We start from the raw sequence: 20,397 nt of genomic DNA, 5'->3' as shown, positions 1-20,397 counted from the left end.
CTTTTTCATTGACCACATTTCTGCAATCGTTCAGAACCTTTCAGTCTTTTGATGGATTTTGCTTTTAAACCTTGGGATTTACAGTGACAGCATATTCTGGGACTCCGGCTTGGAACCCCTAACCAACTCTGCGCCTATTGATCTCCGGGAACAGGGTGAACTTTAACGCTAGCTCGCGCCGTGCACCAGAGGCAGCTTTGGAGCACGCCGAGCGGCCGAAGTGGGTCGGCTACGGAAGTTCGGCGGGGCGGTGGCCTAGGAAGATGGCCAGCGGCAGTTGGATTTTCCGGGTTCTGCCCATGAAGGGACGTTCGACTTCACGTCGACAATCGTTGACGATCGTCCAATCGAAATGCCGCTTACGTCGCATCAAGTTTGCGCGAAGTGAGAAATTGAATCAGCTATTGACGAGGCGGCGTCTCGAGGGTACGCGTATCAACGGGGGAGTTATAGCTCGAGTGATTTTTCGCAATGAAGTTTAGAATTCCTTTGTCGGTCGTATTGCCGACTGTCGAGACTTCGCATGACGAGCGTGGGTATCCTATTTTTTTTGCATACGCGTTAACTACGTCTTGCGTAAGCACATCAAAGCCTTGAAAACTCAATTCATTTGCTGCCTCGTTCATTGCGTCGCGGCTCGTCCGCCTCAGGTACCAACCAAGAGGGGGAACGTTTTCTACCAGAGGATCGGCACCGCGTGATTTAGGCAGCGCTTCCCCTAAGCTGAACTCAAACGCTCTTGGCGATAGCCGGCATGGGTTGAAGTCCCCTAGTAGCTCGCTTTGTGCGACTGAGTCCGGATCGCAGCATCGCGATTGAAGGAATCCTGCGGGGGGCTCGTTCGCCAAGGCCGCGAGCAAGGTTTTAGCAGCGTCAGCTCGGGCAGTGCGGGCATTCAAAACGGCCGAGATTGGACTGGTCAACTCGGAAACAGGCGTGGCCAATCGAAACAATCTGACTGTATCGGGAGCGCGATCTAGCTTAAACGCGTTTCCGAAAAGCCTATACAGAACTGCATCAGACGGCTCAACCGGCCTTGCAGGAAGCCCGCTTATCGCTCTTTCCTGAGCGAACTTGTCGTCAGTGGAGAGAACATAGGTTTGCCACCAAGTACTCTCCCTGTACTGATACACGTTTGGGCGGACTGATGAAGAATCCGGATCATTCGAAACCAGAACTATATAGTAGTCTAGTTGGAGATCTGTGATTCCTGGGAGGAGCGCCAATGTTCGCATTACCTGGGGCTCGTAGAACCGTAACGCCCTTAGTAGTTCTGCCGCTGTCCCTGCTCCAGAATTATCAAGATACCCGCCATCAACGACGGCTCCCCACTGATACTTGCTGTTAGGATCGATCGCCGGGAGATTTTTTTCTAACCCAAAGCGCTCTGCTTCGTGATAGATGTTGGGGCTTGGTTTTCCTGTAATCGTTCCGGCTGGACTCAAGTACGGGAATCGAGCACTCATGTGTGCAAGGGCACTGAGTGGTGCTTTTGATAGGTCGTAGAGTGGATGATCCTTTTCATTTAAAAAGTAAGTTTCTGGAAAGTCTGCGTGATCGACCCGAATGTTAGAAATCAAGAATTTTCGCCCGGTATTCACCTCAGTTGCATTGAAAAACAGTGCTGGCACTTTATATGAGTAGTCTGTTCGGTGATTTGTTAAATATAAGGAATCGAGCGTTTGCTCGAAGCGGCGAGAATTTGTCTTGCTGTTCCATGTATCCTCCCACGCTCGTTCGAAGAACGCAGCCCGGTCATCCTTAATCATCACGAACGGCAAGAGCCGTTGTGCAAAATCGTTAAAAAGTGTTCCAGCTATCAACGGGGAGAGGTAGTCCTCTGCAGCCACCTCCTGCACCAAGCTGGTGACGTCGGTTGATCGAGGTAGGATTCCGTCTCGCCGATCCGCAAGCGCACTTGCGTAGAGCGCGGCACCGAAACTTCCGCCCGACACCGAACTAATAGCGAAAAGGTGATTGCTGAATCGCCCTTCGGTTTGGGCATCCAAAGACGCGAGTATTGTTGCTGTCCAGTAAGCTGCCCGGATTCCACCGCCCTCGGCAGCAACGATAATGATAGGAAAGCGCTCCCCTGACCGCGGATGCCGGGATTGCAGCCATCCAACAAAGTAATCCGGGAGATTGTTTGCACCAGCATAACCACCTTCAGTTTGAGCCGTGATTCTAATCGCGTGGTTATCATTCGTTCGGCTAAACCAAATGAACAAACAAATTAGCAACATGGATAACGAAGGAAGTCCCATTCGACGTGGCAGATAAATAAATAAAATACTTAGTAGGAGCATCCACGCGCCGAACCCATATAACGTAACGCCCATAGGGGAAAATTGTCTGCTGGCTACGGTGCTGTTATTGACGATGTGGAATGTGATTGACAAGTAGAATGAAAAAAGGGAGGCAAAAATAAAGATGTTTTTATAGCCAAATTTTTCTGATCTGGTATCAGTGAAGCGCAGCCATTTTTTGCCGGGAGTGACGGCAAGAAGTATTGCACATAGCAAGGCCACGACAATCCAATATACATAGAAATATGCGAGCATTTCCATAGGCGACCAGATTACCGTTGCGGGGGGGTACCGATGCATCAGCCGATCTGCGCCTCGTACTGTCATTACGATATCAGGCAACATTAACGCCCCAGAGACCATCGCGATGCAAAATATAAGCGGGCGTCTTTTTCTCAGGATTACAAATGTGCCAATCAAGAAGCAGATCGCTATGGTCGCCATGTTTGAAGCATTTTCACTAGCTCCATGCAGATCCGACGAAAGGACGACGCGCCAAGTGGCGAAGGGAAGTGCACTGAGCGCGATTGCCATGGTAGGGATCATGAGCCTCAATAAGGTGCTCCATGCATCCGCTTTTGACGAACGATCAGTGCGTGAGTAGGGCGTAATTTGTGTCAGGAGAAAATTTACGACATATCCGCAGGTAAGGCTAAATATGGCAAGCGCAAACAATGACCACGAAGTAATGGGTCTGTCATTGAGAGACTCTAATATTTCGAGGCCCTGAGCGGAGCCAAAAAGGATCAAATTAACCGTGCTTAGAAAAGCGAGCGGGAACAGGCAGATCCGCAACAAGGCTAGCGAATCTAGGAGATGTTCGCGAATTTTGACAACCAAGTCCATGCATCCCCCAATACAGACGATCACTTCAAAATCGTAATTGCTTGCTTACTACGCCCTACCTTAAACGGCCTTGCACACCCCAACATCAAGGCAACCATGCGTTTTTGCGAGCCTGCGCTAGTAATTAGGCGCAATGTGTGCGGTGCCGCACAGAACGGTATAGGCTCTGATTGTGCGGGCCACGGCTGTTGAACCGCGAAAGTCTCGGTCGAAGCGGTGCGAGATTGGATTGCGGCAACGTGTCGTCATATGCCATTTTCATCACGCGGAATTTGGCGACGATCGGCCGATGGGGCAGCGTTAAAAATGAGCGATAGTTGTATCGGAATGGTGATGATCAACAACGTCTGCTAGTTGGAAATCTGACTGACCGCAGTGGGTCGGGCCGCGTCAGTCCGCGCTTCAAACTCAATGCCAGAAAGCGGCCAGTGGAATTTCGCTGCCCTGAAGCGGCCAGTCGTCAGTGCGTACTTCCGACCCAATCCGGTCCACTGCAGCACGGATAGCCGGACGGCAGCTGTCGAGTGCTGAGCAGTCACCCGTTGGTTGATGCTGGTCGTGCCCGGGCCGGCCCTTGCCTCTGTCCGCGCCCCTGCATTACGTTTGCGACCGGGGGGCGCCAGCGAAGACCTCGACCATGCTGAGGCTACCCGTCGATCCTGACCTGCGGCAGGCAGTCGGCGCTCATTCTCCCCAGGCGCTCTCGATTGACTTCAGGGCGCTCATCACAATGGAACGGTTCAACGCGGCAGCGAGCGTACCATCGCGCTCTGCGTACGCTTCGCACAACCGCTGGTGATCCACGCAGGAGCGCCGCATACGCCCAGGAAGCGAGACGCTCAGGTGCCGCATGCGATTGATCCGCATGCGCAGCGAGTCCAGCACCTCCTTGAAGATGGCGTTGCGGCTCACGCGCAGTTCCTCGTCGCGAAACGCCACGTTCGCCCAGAAATAGCCATCGACATCCTCGTTCGCCGCCGCCTCGGCCAGCGCGCGATGGACGCGCCAGAGCGACGCGATGTCGTCATCCGTTGCCTGCTCGACGATCGCCAGCGACACCTGCGCGTAGAGTATCGCCCGTAGGTGATAGATCTCGCGCACGTCCTTCAGGCTCAGTGCGGCCACGCGAGGACGCCTTCGCGGCGACCAGTCGATCATGCGCTCGCGATGCAGCACGAACAGCGCTTCGCGCACCGGCGTGCGGCTCACATTGAAACGGCGGGCGAGATCGACCGAATTCAGATCGTCGCCGGGCTTGAGCCGCCCTTCGATGATGCCCTTTGCCACCCACTCGACGATTTCCCCGACCCGCGGGCTCTCGTTGCCGGCTGCGGCGATGTCGTCGGCGTCCATTGCGGCGTCATTGTCGTTCATTCACGCTTCCCTCGAGATTCCGCGACGCGTCTTGCGCGCTGTGGCGCGATTCTACCCGGCGGCCGGTCCTCAGGACTGACGCGGCGGCCTCAGCACCGTTTAGTGTATACACTTAGCGCATTTTATCTTGAAGCGCGACGCGAATTGCCGGTACACTGAATGAAGTGTCGACACTACAAAAGCCGCACCTGACAACATCGGAGACTTTCATGTACCTGGAGCAAGACGCCATCGTGGCGGGAGCGACCGCGGCGAGCGTATCTGCGCGCCTCGACCGCCTGCCGCCGACACGCTACTTCCGAGGGCTCGTGGCACGCATCGCCATCGGAGGCTGGTTCGAGTTTTACGAGATGTTCATGGCCGCCTATATCTCCCTGGGGCTGATTCACAGCGGCCTGTACCGCGCGACGACATCGAGCATGTTCGACGTGCACGGCTTCGCCAGCTTCCTCGGCTCGTTCTTCGCCGGCATGTTCATCGGCACGGTCGCACTCGGCGGATTCACCGACCGCCTCGGCCGCCGCGCGGTGTTCACGGCGGCTATGCTGATCTATTCGATCGCGACGTTCGTGGCGGCCTTCCAGACCACGCCGATCGGCATGGACATCTGGCGCTTCGTGGCCGGTCTCGGCATCGGCGTGCAGCTCATCACTGTCGACACTTACATTTCCGAACTCACGCCAAGCCACACGCGCGGCCGCTATTCGGCGTTCAGCATCCTCGTGATTCTGACATCGGTGCCCACCGTCGCTGTGCTCTCATATCTGCTCGTGCCGTACACGGCGCTCGGGCTCGAAGGCTGGCGCTGGGTCATGATCTGCGGCTCGGCTGGCGCCGTGCTGATCTGGTTCATGCGCCGCGGGCTGCCCGAATCGCCGCGCTGGCTCGAAAGCAAGGGACGTCACGCGGAAGCTCAGACCATCGTCGACGACATCGAACAGCGCGTGATTGCCGAAACCGGTCAGAAGCTTCCGCCGCCGTCTGCTCTCGCGCCGCGCGCAAGCGACGAACACACGGGATCGTGGTCGGAAATATTCAAGGGCCGCTACCTGCCGCGCACGATCATGCTGTCCTGCTTCAACTTCTTCCAGACCTTCGGCGTGTACGGCTTCGGCGCGTGGGTGCCCGTGCTGCTCTTCACGAAGGGCATCACCCTTACGCACTCGCTGCTCTACACCATGGTGATCGCGTTCACCACGCCGCTCGGCGCACTCGGCGCGATGTATTTCGCCGAGCGCGTGCAGCGCAAGTGGCAACTGGTGGGCAGCGCGGTCGTGGTGGCCGTGGCCGGTGTGCTGTTCGGCATGGTTCGCGACCCGCTGCCGATCCTGCTGTGCGGCGCGGCCGTCACGATCGCGAACAACTGGCTGATCGGGATCTTCCACACCTATCAGGCCGAGCTGTACCCGACTCGCATCCGCGCGCGCGCCGTCGGCTTCGTGTTTAGCTGGAGCCGCGTGAGTTCGATTTTCGTCGGCTTCTGGGTGGCGGCACTGCTCAAGCACTCGGGCGTGCCTGCCGTATTCGTGCTGATTTCGTCAGCGATGTTGGTCATCGTCGTGATGGTGAGTGCCCTCGGGCCGCGCACCAACGGCGTCCGTTTAGAGGAGTTGTCTCAATGAGTTCGATTGCCGCCGCATTCGCGCACGGCCTGTATGCCCTCGCACAGCGTCCGCTGCCTGGAAACGTCGCGCAGGAGGCGCAGCGTTCGCTCATCAATGTGATCGGCACGTCCATCGGTGCATCGCGCCACGCGGGCGTCGATGCGATCCTCGCCGCGGCGCAGGAACTCGGCGTCGCGCAGCGTGCGCCGGTGCCCGGCCGCACCGAGCGCGTCGATGCCCATTTTTCCGCGCTCGCCACAGGTTTCGCGGGCCATCTCGACGACTTCGACGATACCCACCTTGCGACGGTGATCCATCCGGCTGCGTCCGTCCTCGCGGTCCTCACTGCGCTTGCGCCGGAAACACGACCGGACGGGCGCACCGCGCTTACCGCGTTCGCACTCGGCTGCGAAGCGCAACTGCGCGTCGGCGTGTCGATCTCGCCCGAACACTACGATCGCGGCTGGCACATCACCGGCACGTGCGGTGTGATTGGCTGCGCGACGACCGCGGCGCTCCTACTCGGCCTGGACGAAGCGCAACTCGCGCAGGCCGTCGCGATCGCCACGTCGATGTTCGTCGGCCAGCGCGAAGCATTCGGCACGATGGCCAAGCCATACCACCCGGGCAAGGCCGCATCGAACGGCATCGCAGCCGCGCGTCTCGCGCTCGCGGGCCAGCAGGCCGCCGCCGACATCTTCGAAGCGCAGGGCGGTTACTCGCACTCGATGTCGACGCGCGTTGACTTCGAACAGATGAACGGCGCGTGGGGCGAGCGCTGGGAACTGCTCTTCAACACGTACAAGCCCTACCCGTGCGGTATCGTCGCGCATCCGGCCATCGATGCGGGCCTCGCCATCGCACCGCGCGTCGACGCGGTGGATGAAATCGAAACGATCACGCTGCGCTGCCACCCGCTCGTGCCGGAACTGATGGGCAACCCGCAGCCGAAAGACGGGCTGCAGGCCCGCTTCAGCGCGATTCATGGCGTGGCCGCGGCGCTCTGCGACAAACGCGTGGGGCTCGCGCAGTACGAGGACGCGCGCGTGGTGCAGGACGACGTGCGGCGCATTCGAGCGCTCACGAAGCTCGCACCGGATGCGACGGTGAATCGCGACGAGGTGTTCATTCGCGTGACGCTCAAGGGCGGCGCTGCGCTCGAACATCATGTCGAACACGCGCGCGGCAGCCTCGCGCGGCCGCTCACCCAGGATGAACTGATGGAAAAGGTGCGCCTGCTGATCGATCCGGTGCTGGGCGTTGGCCGCGCCGCGCGGCTGGCTGCCGCCGTGGAATCGCTCGATGCCGCCTCTTCGCTCGACACGCTGTTTGCGCTGTGCGCACCGCAGGAGAACTAATCATGCATGAACCTACTCAACATTCTGCCGTGTCCGATGCCCTGAGCGCCTTTGCCGTGGGACCGCTCGGCGCGAACGCCTCTGCTGCGGTCGAGGCCGCGCGTGCACGCGTGGCGCAAGCGCGCACACACCTGCATGACGGCAACGCTGTGACATCGCAACTGGCCGCGCTGTTGCTCTCGCAAGGCAGCAGCGCCGACGATCTACGCGTGCGCGCGTGGACGCTCGGTGCCACGCTCGCTAGCGCGGCCATGAAACCAGACGTGCCGGTGCTCGCCACAGCGGTGGTCGTCGGCGAAGCGACCGGCGCATCCGAAGCGGACATGGTGCAAGCCACGGCGATCGGAATCGAAGCCGCCGCGCGTCTGCTCGCTGCGGTGGACAGCGCGGAATTCCGCGCGCGATGGAACGTGGCTTCGGCTACCGGTCTGCTCGGCGCCGTGCTCGTGGCCGCGCGGCTGTATGGGCTCGACGCAACACGCACGCGTCATGCGATGGGTGTCGCCGCCACTCAGGCAGCCGGACTCGCACACAATGTGCAAAGCGCGATAGGCGCGCTGGAGACGGGTAAGGCGGCCGCCGATGCCATCGAAGCCGCACTAATCGCGAAGCATGGCTTTACGAGTGCGCCCGCTTCGATCGACGGACGGCGCGGCTTGGCTGCGCTGATGGCGTATCGCTTCGATGCCGTTAGCATCGTCGATGGAATCGGCACCTGCTGGGTGTCGGTGAGCTAGGGCGCCAGCCAGCGCCCGCGTTCCCGTCGATATTCCCTATCAGCGTCACCGTGCGCTTGGCGCGGCGATCGAGTGGAGAATTTTCCCACCCTAACGGCATGCGCCGACCATAACCGCCACAATTCGTGATCATGCAGCCCCGGGATAGTCGCGCGATTCCTGGGCTTTTTCGTTGTTCCTGCCGGTTTCGTTGTTCTGCGGCGCTACGTCGCGAAGCTCGGCGGGCGCAATCGAGTGTTAGTGGCGGTAAGCGGCCTTACGACCTGTCACCGTCTGCGATCACGTCAGGTGTCGCCGCCGAACCTGCGAGGAGGCCAGCAATTACGTGACAGCGGCAACCTCATCAGGCATACCGAGCCGTCGAAGGGGCGTATCCCGCTCAAGTGCCGCCTTCGTTCTTCGCGGCCAGCGCCGATGCCCAGCATGGGTTCCAAAATGGGCGTGAAGTTCGCTGCAGTTGAATCGAATTGCACCTGACCTTGAGGCGTTGCCCTGCACAGTAGAGTGCGACCGTCTTCGTATGGATGCGAAGTGCGGCCTTTGATGAGGCAGATGCAGCAGCGGCCCCTCGAATGCGGCCCAGGCCAGAGCGCGACGAGCTGTTAATGATTGAGCCTTGAGCACAGCGTTGCATCGCTCGTATGGCTTACTTGTAGCCGAGGAACACGCCGTCGACGTTTATTCGATGCACTGCGCGCCAGTCTTCCAGGCTCGCGTGCACCGGATCGTGCGGCGCGACCTGAGCCGCAAAGCCGGTAATTCCGGCGTTGTTGACCAAATACATCCAGGCGGCCACGCTCCGCCAAGACCTGCGCGCTGCCGATTGTCTTCCATCCTGACGTCAAGCGACCGGTACGCAGCCCGCTGACCATGGATACCGCAACGTTTCCGCCACGCGCATCGTTGATGTCAGTCACGTAGACGAAGCAACCATTCTGCGCGAATGCCCTCGCAATCGATGCGCCTATTCAGTGGGCAGCTCCAATGACAATGGCAACCCGCGCCGCGTGTCACGTACGTTTCGAACGCACAGTCTACGCAAATGCGTTACTCGATAGCGTCGTCCGGAATGGTAGATTTCCGGAGACTCCGAAGCGCGTTGCGAGGTTGCGCCGATGACGGCCAGCGGCGGCTTTCGGTTTGCCGCAGTCGTTCGAATGTCCGACTGATGATGCCGGTGGGTGGCGCATGTTGGCGGGGTTGAGGCGGCTCCCGCCTGCAACTCGCTCGCCAGAAACCGGCCATTGAGCAAGGGCAAACATGACCTTGGCCGATCAAACTGGATGGCGACCTCGAGCGGCGGCTCCTGGCCGACTACTGACTGATGCGCTTTGCATCGTACGGCTCCCCGCCGTCAGGTCATGAGCGGCTGGGTGCGTTAAGACACTATGACTTTCCATGAGGCAGAGGCTGGCCCGCCGTGACGAATCAAGCGCGGGTTAGCATCTCTGCCAGAGCCGCACGGTGTGGACGGCGCCACACCCGGCGATTTCCGGCACGGAGGCCGGCGGGTAGCAGCAACGCATTGCTGCGTCGCCGCCCCCTAAGAACGCAGCGTGCGACTTTCACCGCACTGCGCTCAAGCACAGCGTTAAGTGTCGTCCAGACACCGACCATGTTGACTACACATGGACTTCGCATACGTCTCATCGTTGATTCACCGTATTGCAAGGCGAGAGGCGCCGAACCGCAGTGATACCGGTCTCTTCCAGGCTTCCTCTCGTCGAATCTCAGACGATGGCATACGACAGCTGCACCATGCGGAAGTGGGCACCCTTTCAGGTCAGGGCAAATCTTGAACCCTTATGCGGCCCATTACAGGCCGCCGTTCGCTTTTTCCGCAATCCCATGCCCGCTCCCCCAACAGCTTTCCTTGCGGATTGCCTGCCTTCATACCGGTTCACTGGAATGAAGGCGAGAAATCGGGTTTACCACGTTCCCATCCTTGCCGACCCACGTCGGTGGGCCTATCCGGTTAGCACCTGCCTGTTCCCCGATGGCGCTTCGACGACGTACTTCCACACGCTAAGGAAGTAACCGGCCATTCACCTTTTGGTTCAAGCCTATCAGCAGCTTTGGCTTGTCCGTTTTTTCGAGGATTCGAGCGGCAATTCACTTACGTTGTGCGTTCGGAACTTGCCTAGCCTTCACACCGCGTTGCTGCTTGCAGTGTCGGCCCCCTCGTCACCGAGATGAGCCGTCATTCGAAAAGTACATTGTCCCAAGAGCTTCACACCCGACAGTTACCCATCGCGCATGTCCTGGTAGGCAACTGCTGGTCGTACAGCAGGTCACAGCTCTGCCGCAAATAGCAATGGCGGCGGAGTGCGACAAGACAGGGAGGAGCTTTGCCATCCAATACCTCAACCGGTTTACGTCCGGCAGACGGCGACACGTGTCGCAAAGCATGGAAAACGATAGCACTGTGTACGTCGGTTTGGACGTTCATAAGGACTCGATCACGGTCGCCTACGCCCTTGGCTCGGGCGAGGTCGAACTGCTCGGCAGAATCGGTACGACGCGAACCGATATCGACCGCCTGTGCAAGCGTCTGCAATCGAAAGCACGACACGTGGTGGCTGTCTATGAAGCAGGGCCATGCGGTTATGGGCTATACCGTCAACTCGTGCAGAAGGGATTCGACTGCATGGTGTGTGCACCGTCATTGATTCCCCAAAAGCCCGGAGAGCGTGTCAAGACAGATCGGCGCGATGCGGTCAAGCTTGTGCGATCGCTACGGGCCGGGGACCTGTCAGCTGTCTACGTGCCGACCGTCGAGGACGAAGCATTTCGCGACCTCGCCCGAGCGTGGATGACGGCTAAAGATGATTTGAAGCAGGCGCGGCAACGGCTCAAGTCATTCCTACTTGCGCACGATGTACGCTATACCGGTCACGCCGACTGGGGGCCAGCTCATCGGCGCTGGGTGAGCCAGTACTCGTTCGCTAGCGAATGGCAACAATTCGCGTTCGAGGAACTTCGGCGCACGATTGAAGATCGGCTCGCGCAATGCCAGCGTGTTGAAACCGCCTTGCGTGAGGCAGTCACAAACTGGCGGTTCTATCCGGCCGTCCTGGGTCTGCAGGCCATGCGCGGTGTGCAGTTCACGACGGCCGTTGGAATGCTCGCCGAACTCGGCGATCTGTCACGCTTTGAGCATCCACGTCAATTGATGGCGTGGCTCGGCGTCACCCCGTCAGAACACTCATCGGGTGACAAGCGACGGCAGGGCAGCATCACCAAGACCGGCAATAGCTATGCCAGAAAGCTGCTTGTGGAGGCCGCCTGGAGCTACCGGCACCCGGCACGTGTCAGCACCGACATTCAGCGTCGGCATGAAGGCATTCCCAAGGCCATCATTGACCGCGCCTGGGACGCGCAGATTCGACTATGTCGTCGGTACAGGAGGCTGGCCGCGCGTGGCAAGCATTCCAACACCACGGTCGTGGCCGTTGCCCGCGAGCTGTCGGGCTTCATCTGGGACATCGGGCGGCTGGCGATGTCGCTCGCGATACCTTATCGCAGAGAGGCAACCTGATTCCCAAGCACCACGTCGCTCATCATCCCTATAGATTCACGAGTTTCCTGAAGGCGGCGTAGCCCGGTTACTCGAGCAACCCACGGCATAATCCCGCAACGGATATCACCCGACTTGCGGCTTAAGAATGCGGCAGGCTCATGAGACGGTCCACTGTAATGCGGTAACCAACCCGCGGATATCAGGATGATTCACCGTCGAGATTTACTGCTACGTCGCCCTCAGGGAATTCAATTGCGTATGGGAACATTGCGAACCACACATCCCGATTGACAAGGAAAGGCATATCAGGGTTATTCGATGCCTGCCGTCGGCCACAGGAACGTGACGGTACCTCGGCGCGTGCCGGCAGGCGTCGAATAAGCCCGATGGAGGAAACCGCGGAGTACCCCAATGCGGTTGGAGCTTTCGCGGCTATGGCGATTGATAGCGCGGGATGTTCAGTGATGTCGGGTGCGACACAGTCTGGCGAGAAGCCGATCGGGCACTAACGCCATCGCGACGCGGTGCAGTTGCGTATTCGGGATGATGAAGCGGGCGCACGAAGCACATCGCGAAGCGACGCGCGCATACGTCCGTTCGTGGGCCGCGTCGCCGCAAAGCCAACGTTGGACAGGCAGTTCGAGGAGCCGTGAGGTTCATGGCTGATCCAGGCGCATGGGCGGAGCGCGGATCGGGGCGCTGCGCGCGAGGATGTCGATGACGATCATCGGTGCGCCGCAGTGCCGGCAGATGAAGACGGGCCTGGTTTCGATGATGGCGTGGTCCGGTGATGGGCTGGTCGCGGGTGCGATGTGCAGCAGATCGCGCACCCGCGCGAGTCTGGCGCGGCGCACCGGGTTGGCGAGCAATCCGTAGTGACGGATGCGATGGAAGCCACTGGGTAACACATGGAGCAGGAAGCGGCGCATAAATTCGCCGGTTTCGAGGGTCATGGTCTTGTAGCGGGTGTGTCCCTTCGCGCGGTAGTCCTTCCAGCGGAACGTCACGCCGCGCCCATCGAAGGCGACGAGGCGCTGGTTGGAGATGGCGACGCGGTGTGTGTAGCGTGAGAGGTACTCGAGCACTGCCTTGGGTCCGGCGAACGGGCGTTTGGCGTAGACCACCCATTCGCAGGTACGTAGCGGCGCAAGCCACCGGGCAAAGGTAGCGGGATCAGCGAGGCCGGTGTACTCGCCGAAGAACTGCAACTGGCCGCGCCTGTGTGCGTCTGCGAGTGCTTCGAGGAAGCGGCGCCGGAACAGGCGTGAGAGGACGCGCACGGGCAGGAAGAAGCCGGGGCGGCAGGCGATCCAGCGTTCGCCGTCAGGCGACAGTCCGCCACCGGGGACGATGCCGTGCACATGCGGGTGATGTGTGAGAGCCGAGCCCCAGGTGTGCAGCACAAGCGTGGCGCCGATCCGTGCCCCGAGGTGTCTGGGATCTGCGGCGATCGTGCGCAGCGTGTCGGCGGCGACGTCGAGCAGCAGGCCGTAGATGATCCGTTTGTTGTACCAGGCGATCGCACTGATGGGCGCGGGCAGCGTGAAGACGATGTGGAAATACTCGACAGGTAGCAGGTCGGTCTGGCGAGCCTCCAGCCAGCGGTGTGCGGCGCTAGCCTGGCACTTCGGGCAATGCCGGTCCCGGCACGAGTTGAAGGACACTTCTGTGCCAGCGCAGCCGGAACAACGCAGCACGTGTCCGCCCAGCGCTGCCGTGCGGCACCGTTCGATGGCCGACATGACCTTCAGTTGCCCCAGGCTCAGGTGTGTCGTGGCTCGCCACTCTGGCCCGTGACTGCGGAAGATGTCCGCAACCTCCAGCATGAGATGCTGCAGGGTATGGGCTTATCCAGGAGGCAGGCGGTCCAGTGGACTGGTGACTTCATGCAGCAGGTCGGTGGCCACCTGCACATAAAGTGCGGTGTTCTCCAGCTTGGCGTGGCCGAGCAGAACCTGGATCACGCGGATATCCACCTTCTGTTCCAGGAGATGCGTCGCAAAACTGTGGCGCAAGGTATGCATGGATACACGCTTGTCGATGTGCGCGGCTTCGGCGGCGGCATGAATGGCGCGGTTCAACTGTCGCGTGCTCAACTGGTCGAGTGGATCGAGCCCGGGAAACAGCCACCCGCCGTCAAACATCTTGCCCTGCGCACGGGCCATGCGCCACCATACGCGCAGCCGCTCGAGCAGCACCGGCGAGAGCATGGCGTAGCGGTCGCGGCGGCCCTTGCCCTGCTCGATACGCAGTGTCATGCGTTCGCTGTCGACGTCGGTGACCTTCAGCGCTACCACTTCACTCGCGCGCAGCCCGGCACCGTAGGCGACCGACAGCGCAGTCTGGTGCTTGAGGTTGCCGGCTGCCTCGATCAGCCGCCGCACTTCGTCGGGACTGAGCACGACGGGAATATGCGGGGAACGCGCACCGGTTGCATCCTGACTATCAGTTCGGGCCGGTCGAGCGTGACGGTGAAGAAGAACTTCAGGCCGGTGATCGCGTGGTTCAGCGACACGGCCGATGTGCCGTGATCGACCAGATAGAGCTGGTAGCGGCGCAGGTCCTCGACGGTGGCCGTGTCAGGTGAGCGCCCGAGAAACCGGGCGAACTCGCGCACGATGTGCAGATAGACGTCCTGCGTCCTGGGGGCTAGCTGGCGCATGCGCATGTCGTCGATCATGCGTTGGCGCAATGGGCTGACGTTTGCCGGTAAGGAGGTCATGATTCGGCTCCTTTTGAAGAGCGAGGCGGATTGCCTCGTTCGCCAACATAAACCGCGTGACCGGCTTGACCTTCACCTCCAGCGTCGGATCGTAGCCCCTACCGCGCGAGCGGTTTAGGCAGTATGACTTTCCGTGAGCCAGTGGCTGGCCCGCCGTGAGGAACCAAACGCGGGTTAGCATCACTGCCAGAGCCGCACGGTGTGCACAGGGCACACCCCGGCGATTTCCAGCGCGGAGGCCAGCGTGAACCACGATAGCACGGTGTTTGTCGGTCTGGATGTTCACAAGGAGTCGATCACGGTGGCGTACGCGATCGATATGGGCGACGTCGAACTGTTGGGCAAAATCGGAACGCTGAAGGCGGATATCGATCGTTTATGCAAACGTCAGCTGGAACTCGCCCTGTTCGACCCAGCAGAAGAGCAGATCGTCGCGCTTGCGGAAGTCGAGCCGCCACTCGCCGAAGGCGTCGAAGCCCGCGCCGAACAGGGCGGCGCGAGGGCGGAGCAAGCGGATGAGATCGAGCAGTGGATCCACGCAGGTCTGGACGCTACGTAACGTTTAATAACGATCTGATTATTTACCATCCTGAGTCCACTGCCTAGACTTCGTTCCGTTGGACCTCGAATGTATCAACGACCCCGCTCGAACGAGCCTCCACGAAAGCCACGGCAGGAAAGAAGATGAATCTCGAAACTCTGAAAGACAACTGGAACGCCTACATGGCGGCCTACGGATCGACCGTCGAAGACGAACGCGTCCGTCTCCTCGAAAAAAGCGTCGCCGACGACGTGGTGTTCACCAACCCCGCCGGCGATGGCAACACCCGCGCGGGACTAAACGCACACATCGCGAAGTTCCAGCAGGGCTTTCCGGGCGTCTACTTCACCACTGACCAGATCCTGGCGCAGGAGGACAAGCTGCTGGCTGTTTGGTCGCTGTTCAAGGCCGACGGCACCAAGGTGACGACGGGCTACAACTTTGTGCGCCCCGACGACCAGGGTCGGTTCACCTATATGGCAGGCTTCTTCTGATCAGCCCGAATTGACGCGCAGCGCGCTGTTGTCGTGCCTAAGAGCGGCAGCAGCACGTGCACGGCGAACGCGGCACCGCCGACGGAGGTGGGGGCCCGGGTCGTGTTGCCGGTCGATCTTGCGAGTGACCAGATCGTCCCCGTGTGACGACGTGGAAATTGCTTCGGCAACGCACCCATAGAATCATGCTGGGGCTAGCTGAAAAATGAACTCGTCGATCATCGCAAGGTCGCGACCCGCGATCAGGCCAGCAAATAAATCACGGAATACATCGGGATCTTTTATAACCGGCCGCGCACACAGGAGCGTCTGGACTATCTGTCGCCAGCCGCTTTCACGCATCGATTCCATTTGCGTAAAATCGCTGCTTAACCTGTTGGCGTCCACGGATTCCGACCTCATGTCGTAGCTCGCGCGACTTTCATGCAACAGAAAACGCACCGACCAGTGCAGTTTGAAGTCACGGAGCAGACTCGTCAAAGTGTCTCCGCCTGGATTTCGGCGCGGGGATTGAAGCCAGCCGACTATTTGTTTTCGAGTCGACTGCATGCCTCAGCTCATGTGTAGACGCGCCAGTATGCGCGCATTGTTCATCGTTTGGTCGCGTCGATCGGACTTGATGACACCGCATACGGCACGCACACCATGCGAAGAACGAAAGCGTCGTTGATCTATCGACGCACCAAGAACCTGCGCGCCGTCCATTTGCTGTTGGGTCATACATATATTGAGAGCACCGTGCGATACTCCGGGATCGAGGTAGACGATGCACTCGAGATGGCCGAGCAAACGGATGTATGACCGCCGGTGGCCGGCGAGCGTGCGCTTGTCGGCCAGGAGGTGACATTCGCCCGCACCGTTGTCCGGCCGTTCGGACGTCGCATACCTCCCCCAACCGACCATTCATTTCGCGCGGACGAATGTTCCTTCATCGGCCGAGCCCGCCATCCATAGGCACAGCAATCCAGACACTCGAGCAGCCGCTCCCCCGAGGGAGCGGAGCGCGGTACGCTATAGCCATTATTGCTGCCGGTCTGCTTCGACAGGCATCCTTTACAGCGTGCGGTCACGACCAAACCGCAGCCGGGCAGTTGCCACTCCCTTACTTCGTCTTTGCAGCCTTCGCGAGCGCCTCGACCGCGCTCTTCGAATCCTGGTTCGAGTTCATGAACTTTGTCACGACATCGGTGATCGCGCCAGCGGCCGCATCCGGCTGAGCCATGCTGCCCGAGAGCGAAGGCACATAAGTATTGGCACTGATTGCCATCTGTTCATCCGCGTACGACTTCTTCGCGCAGTCATCGAACTTGCTCATCGAAACGCCGAGGCGAACCGGGATCGATCCCTTGTATAGGCTGAACTGCTCCTGGAATTCCGGCGACATGATCGTCTTTGCGAGCGCAAGCTGACCCGGTGTCGCGTCCTTCTGGCCTTTCTGCTGAAAGAACACGAACGAGTCGACGTTGAACGTGTAGGACTTGTCCGTACCCGGCGCCGCCGCGCAGATGTAATCGGTTCCCGCTTTCTTGCCCGCGCCCGCAAATTCGCCTTTCGCCCAGTCACCCATGAACTGCATGCCCGCTTTGCCGTTGATGACCATCGCGGTGGCCAGATTCCAGTCGCGACCGGTGCGGCCCTGATCGAAATATGATTCGATCTTGCGCACCGTATCGAATACCTGGATCATCTTCTCGGAGGTCAGCGTCTTCTGGTCTAGATCGACGATAGCTTTCCTGTAGAAGTCCGCGCCCTGCGAGAGCACCACACTTTCCCACAGCGTCAGATCCTGCCAGGGCTGACCGCCCATCGCGACCGGTACGAGGCCTGCCGCTTTCATCTTGTCAGCGACCGCAAAAAATTCCGGCCATGTCGTCGGCACCTTGCCGCCTGCCTTGTCGAGCGCCGCCTTGTTGATGTAAAGCCAGTTCACGCGATGCACGGAGAAGGGCGCTGCGACATAGTGGCCGTCGGTGCGCATGATCTTGTCGATCTGTGGCGGCAGGCTTTTCTTCCAGTCTCCGGCGACAGAGTCGATCGGCGCAAGCACGCCTTGTTCGGCCCAGTCCTGAATCAGTGGCCCCTTGATCTGTGCCGCCGACGGCGCGTTGCCCGAGATCACCTGGGTCTTCAGTGCGGTCATCGCAGCGGCGCCAGCACCGCCCGCGACGGCGAAGTCTTTCCACGAATAGCCTTGCTTCTGCATGTCGTCCTTGAGGACGCCAACGGCCTTTGATTCGCCGCCTGAGGTCCACCAGTGCAACACCGACAAAGCTTCGGCTGCCTGCACAGGCGCTGCCATGTTACACAGAAGACCGGCCGCGCAAAGTGCGCCCATAAGCTTGCGGATTTTCATTTTCTATCTCCTCCAGACATCCGAACAAAAAATGCGGTTGAGCCCTCATCCACCAAGGCACATTGAAAAATGCAACTTCGTCATTTACCGCCCGCGTGCTACGCCGATGCGGTGCGCAATATCTCGTCAAGCCGGGCCTCGCTCAAGCTTCCTTTCGAGAACGCCGGCACCTTGTTGATGGGCATTTCGTTGACGAAGGCCCGCGTCGCCACGCGCGCCTTGCGAGCCGCGATCACTTGCTCCCGTGTCATGTTCGCGGACGCCGCCGCGGACTCCGGCTCGACCAGTTCAGCAAACCCGAGCGCACGTGCGAACTCTTCATACACGGCCGGTATCGCGCTGAAGTCCTGCACTAGCGATTGCCGCGTGAGCTTTCTCGGCAACGGACGCGCCCGCACTTCGAGCGTCGCCTCCAACGGCAGCTCTCGCGACGATCCGCCCACGCGCACGTCGAATGCGCCAGGATTGACCGACCAGGCGTGCGCTTGCGGATCGTAGTGCGCGAAGTCGCGTTGATCGAGCGTGAAGAACAGCGTCTTTTCCTCGCCCGGCGCGAGCATGATTTTGTCGAATGCGCGCAGTTCGTTGACGGGCCCCGGATGCGCCGGTGCCTGTTCGTGCACGTACAGTTGCACGACTTCTTGCCCGGCGAGCGCGCCGACGTTTCTGACCTTCACCTGGATCCTGACCGAACCGCCTGCATCCGCGTCAAACGCGTCGCTGCTGCAGTCGATGCCGCAGTACTCGAATTTCGTATAGCTCAGGCCGAATCCGAACGGGAACAGCGGTTCGATATTCCGCATGTCGTAGTGTCGATAGCCGACAAAAAGTCCCTCTCCGTAAAGCGCATTTCCTGCATGGCTGGGAAATGCAGGAAAGGCCGGTGTCTGTTCGATGCCGACCGGAAAGGTTTCGCTCAGCCTGCCCGATGGATTGACGCGGCCTGTCAACACGTCGGCCAGTGCGCCGCCGCCGGCCTCACCGCCGAGCCAGCCCTCGACGACGCCTTTTACACCGTCGATCCACGGCATCGAGACAGCCGATCCGTTCAGCAGCACGACCACGATGTTTGGCTGCGCTTTTGCAATCGCTTCGATCAGCCTGACATGACCGGGCGGCATATCGATCGAGCGGCGATCGAAGCCTTCCGATTCGTAGCTGTCGGGCAAACCTGCGAGGACGATTGCGACGTGCGCCGAGGCCGCCTGGCCCACGGCGTCCTCGATCAGCGTGTCGTTGGTGTCGCCTTCGTCGGCGCAGCCTGCCGCATGGACCAGGTTCTCCGCGCCGAGCAAAGTCGTGAGTTCGTAATAGGTGTTGGTCACGCGGGTCGGGTTGACCTGCGAGCTGCCCGCGCCCTGATAGCGGGGCGCCTTCGCGAAGTCACCGATCAGCGCGACCTTCTGGCCAGCGCGCAGCGGCAGCACGCCGTCGTCATTCTTTAACAGCACGATCGATTCTCCGCCGACGCGCCGCGCGAGCGCGTGATGGGCTTCGGCATCGAAGGTAGCGTCGGACTTTCTTGCAGCGCTCGCTTCCAGAACGACCGCCACGACTTCGGTCACAGACCGTGCAAGCGTTTCCTTCGGCAGGCGTCCTTCCCGCACCGCTGCGATGATCCGGTTGCGGTTGTAGTCGCCGCTGCCCGGCATTTCCAGATTCGTGCCCGCCGCCACGGCTTCCACGCGGTCGTTGATCCCACCCCAGTCCGATACGACGAAGCCGTTGAAGCCCCACTCGTCGCGCAGAATATCCGTCAACAGTTGACGATGCTCCGACGCATACACGCCGTTCACCGGGTTGTAAGCGCTCATGACGGTCCACGGCTGCGAGTGCTGCACCGCGATCTCGAAGGCCTGCAGGTACACCTCGCGCAGCGTGCGCTCATCGATATCCGAACTCGTCGCCATCCGCAGCGTTTCCTGACTGTTCACCGCGAAGTGTTTGAGCGACGTCCCCACACCTTCGCCCTGCACGCCGTCGATGTAAGCGGCCGCCATGCGGCCCGACAGCACAGGGTCTTCGGAGAAATATTCGAAGTTGCGGCCGCCGAGCGGCGAGCGTTTGATGTTGATGCCGGGGCCAAGCAGGAGTTGCACATCGGCAGCCTGCGCCTCGCGTCCGAGTGCCGCGCCGACTTCGCGGATCAGGCCCGTGTTCCAGGTCGCCGCGAGCGCCGGTGCGGTCGGAAAACAGGTGGCCGGCACGCTGTTGCCGAAAAGCCCCTCTAGCTTGCGCAGTCCGTGCGGTCCGTCGGAGCAGGTGATCGCGGGCAACCCGAGACGTTCGATGCCGTGCGTGCGCCACCAGCCGTCGCCGGAGAGGAGAAGCGCCTGCTCCTCGACTGTCATCCGCGACACCAGTGCGGCCGCCTCACTCAGCGTTCCGTTCATAGCCACTCCTCTCGATCGGCAGTTGATTTCAATGACGTTCGCTTAAGCCGTTCACCGACAGGTCGCGTTCATCGACCAAGTCATTCTAGGAGTCGAAGGCCGCAGCCGTTGTCAGGGAAGTCGGACATCGCGCTGCTCGATTACCCTAT

The 20,397-nt window shown here is 60.3% G+C and carries 11 protein-coding genes and 4 pseudogenes; 8 read left to right on the top strand and 7 right to left on the bottom strand.

Going from position 1 to position 20,397, the window contains the following annotated elements; translation table 11 throughout:
• Window positions 1-401: 401 nt before the first annotated feature.
• On the bottom strand, window positions 402-2,840 hold the full coding sequence (locus B0G82_RS39615) for a hypothetical protein (protein WP_147439648.1): 2,439 nt from the start codon (window positions 2,838-2,840) through the stop codon (window positions 402-404).
• Between the two features lie 996 nt (window positions 2,841-3,836).
• Window positions 3,837-4,526, bottom strand: a complete 690-nt coding sequence (locus tag B0G82_RS38545; protein WP_241975136.1) for a GntR family transcriptional regulator — start codon at window positions 4,524-4,526, stop codon at window positions 3,837-3,839.
• 209 nt (window positions 4,527-4,735) lie between these two features.
• Between B0G82_RS38545 and B0G82_RS38540 the strand changes: the two genes are divergently transcribed.
• From B0G82_RS38540 to B0G82_RS38530, 3 genes are read left to right on the top strand one after another with little or no spacing between them, the layout of a single operon-like run.
• Complete coding sequence (locus B0G82_RS38540) at window positions 4,736-6,148, top strand: MFS transporter (protein ID WP_121311429.1); 1,413 nt, start codon at window positions 4,736-4,738, stop codon at window positions 6,146-6,148.
• Complete coding sequence (locus B0G82_RS38535; RefSeq protein WP_121311428.1) at window positions 6,145-7,488, top strand: MmgE/PrpD family protein; 1,344 nt, start codon at window positions 6,145-6,147, stop codon at window positions 7,486-7,488. Before B0G82_RS38540 ends, B0G82_RS38535 begins: the two co-directional genes overlap by 4 nt.
• A gap of 2 nt (window positions 7,489-7,490) precedes the next feature.
• A complete protein-coding gene (locus tag B0G82_RS38530) occupies window positions 7,491-8,225 on the top strand; it encodes an MmgE/PrpD family protein (protein ID WP_121311427.1) in 735 nt (244 codons plus the stop codon).
• A gap of 646 nt (window positions 8,226-8,871) precedes the next feature.
• On the opposite strand, the gene B0G82_RS40260 is transcribed toward B0G82_RS38530, so the two are convergent.
• Entirely contained in the window at window positions 8,872-9,009 is a 138-nt protein-coding gene (locus B0G82_RS40260; protein ID WP_199730274.1) for a hypothetical protein, read from the bottom strand.
• Between the two features lie 1,623 nt (window positions 9,010-10,632).
• On the opposite strand from B0G82_RS40260, the gene B0G82_RS38515 reads away from it, so the two are divergent.
• Window positions 10,633-11,763 (top strand): IS110 family transposase, encoded by a 1,131-nt coding sequence (locus B0G82_RS38515; protein ID WP_121311562.1) that lies wholly within the window; start codon window positions 10,633-10,635, stop codon window positions 11,761-11,763.
• Between the two features lie 638 nt (window positions 11,764-12,401).
• Here the strand turns inward: B0G82_RS38515 and B0G82_RS38510 are convergent.
• Together B0G82_RS38510 and B0G82_RS38505 are read right to left on the bottom strand one after the other, a co-directional pair.
• Window positions 12,402-13,571 carry an IS91 family transposase gene (locus tag B0G82_RS38510; RefSeq protein ID WP_121311426.1) on the bottom strand — a complete coding sequence of 390 codons (1,170 nt, stop codon included), beginning with the start codon at window positions 13,569-13,571 and terminating at the stop codon, window positions 12,402-12,404.
• Window positions 13,572-13,592: 21 nt separating this feature from the next.
• Window positions 13,593-14,467, bottom strand: a pseudogene (locus B0G82_RS38505) (site-specific integrase).
• Between the two features lie 244 nt (window positions 14,468-14,711).
• Here B0G82_RS38505 and B0G82_RS38500 point away from each other — a divergent pair.
• From B0G82_RS38500 to B0G82_RS38485, 4 genes and pseudogenes are all read left to right on the top strand, one after another.
• Window positions 14,712-14,855: pseudogene (locus tag B0G82_RS38500) on the top strand (IS110 family transposase); the annotation flags it as partial.
• Window positions 14,856-15,151: 296 nt separating this feature from the next.
• A complete protein-coding gene (locus B0G82_RS38495; protein ID WP_121311425.1) occupies window positions 15,152-15,502 on the top strand; it encodes a nuclear transport factor 2 family protein in 351 nt (116 codons plus the stop codon).
• A 141-nt stretch (window positions 15,503-15,643) separates the two neighbouring features.
• Window positions 15,644-15,874, top strand: a pseudogene (locus tag B0G82_RS40940) (IS3 family transposase); the annotation flags it as partial.
• 27 nt (window positions 15,875-15,901) lie between these two features.
• A pseudogene (locus B0G82_RS38485) lies at window positions 15,902-16,303 on the top strand (tyrosine-type recombinase/integrase); the annotation flags it as partial.
• Window positions 16,304-16,604: 301 nt separating this feature from the next.
• Here B0G82_RS38485 and B0G82_RS38480 read toward each other — a convergent pair.
• Together B0G82_RS38480 and B0G82_RS38475 are read right to left on the bottom strand one after the other, a co-directional pair.
• Window positions 16,605-17,855 carry an ABC transporter substrate-binding protein gene (locus B0G82_RS38480; RefSeq protein ID WP_121311423.1) on the bottom strand — a complete coding sequence of 417 codons (1,251 nt, stop codon included), beginning with the start codon at window positions 17,853-17,855 and terminating at the stop codon, window positions 16,605-16,607.
• A 98-nt stretch (window positions 17,856-17,953) separates the two neighbouring features.
• Complete coding sequence (locus B0G82_RS38475) at window positions 17,954-20,248, bottom strand: glycoside hydrolase family 3 C-terminal domain-containing protein (protein WP_199730272.1); 2,295 nt, start codon at window positions 20,246-20,248, stop codon at window positions 17,954-17,956.
• Window positions 20,249-20,397: the final 149 nt, after the last annotated feature.

The sequence above is a fragment of the Paraburkholderia sp. BL17N1 genome, from assembly GCF_003634175.1.
Taxonomy (GTDB): domain Bacteria; phylum Pseudomonadota; class Gammaproteobacteria; order Burkholderiales; family Burkholderiaceae; genus Paraburkholderia.
This window is presented reverse-complemented; position numbering and strand designations above follow the sequence as displayed.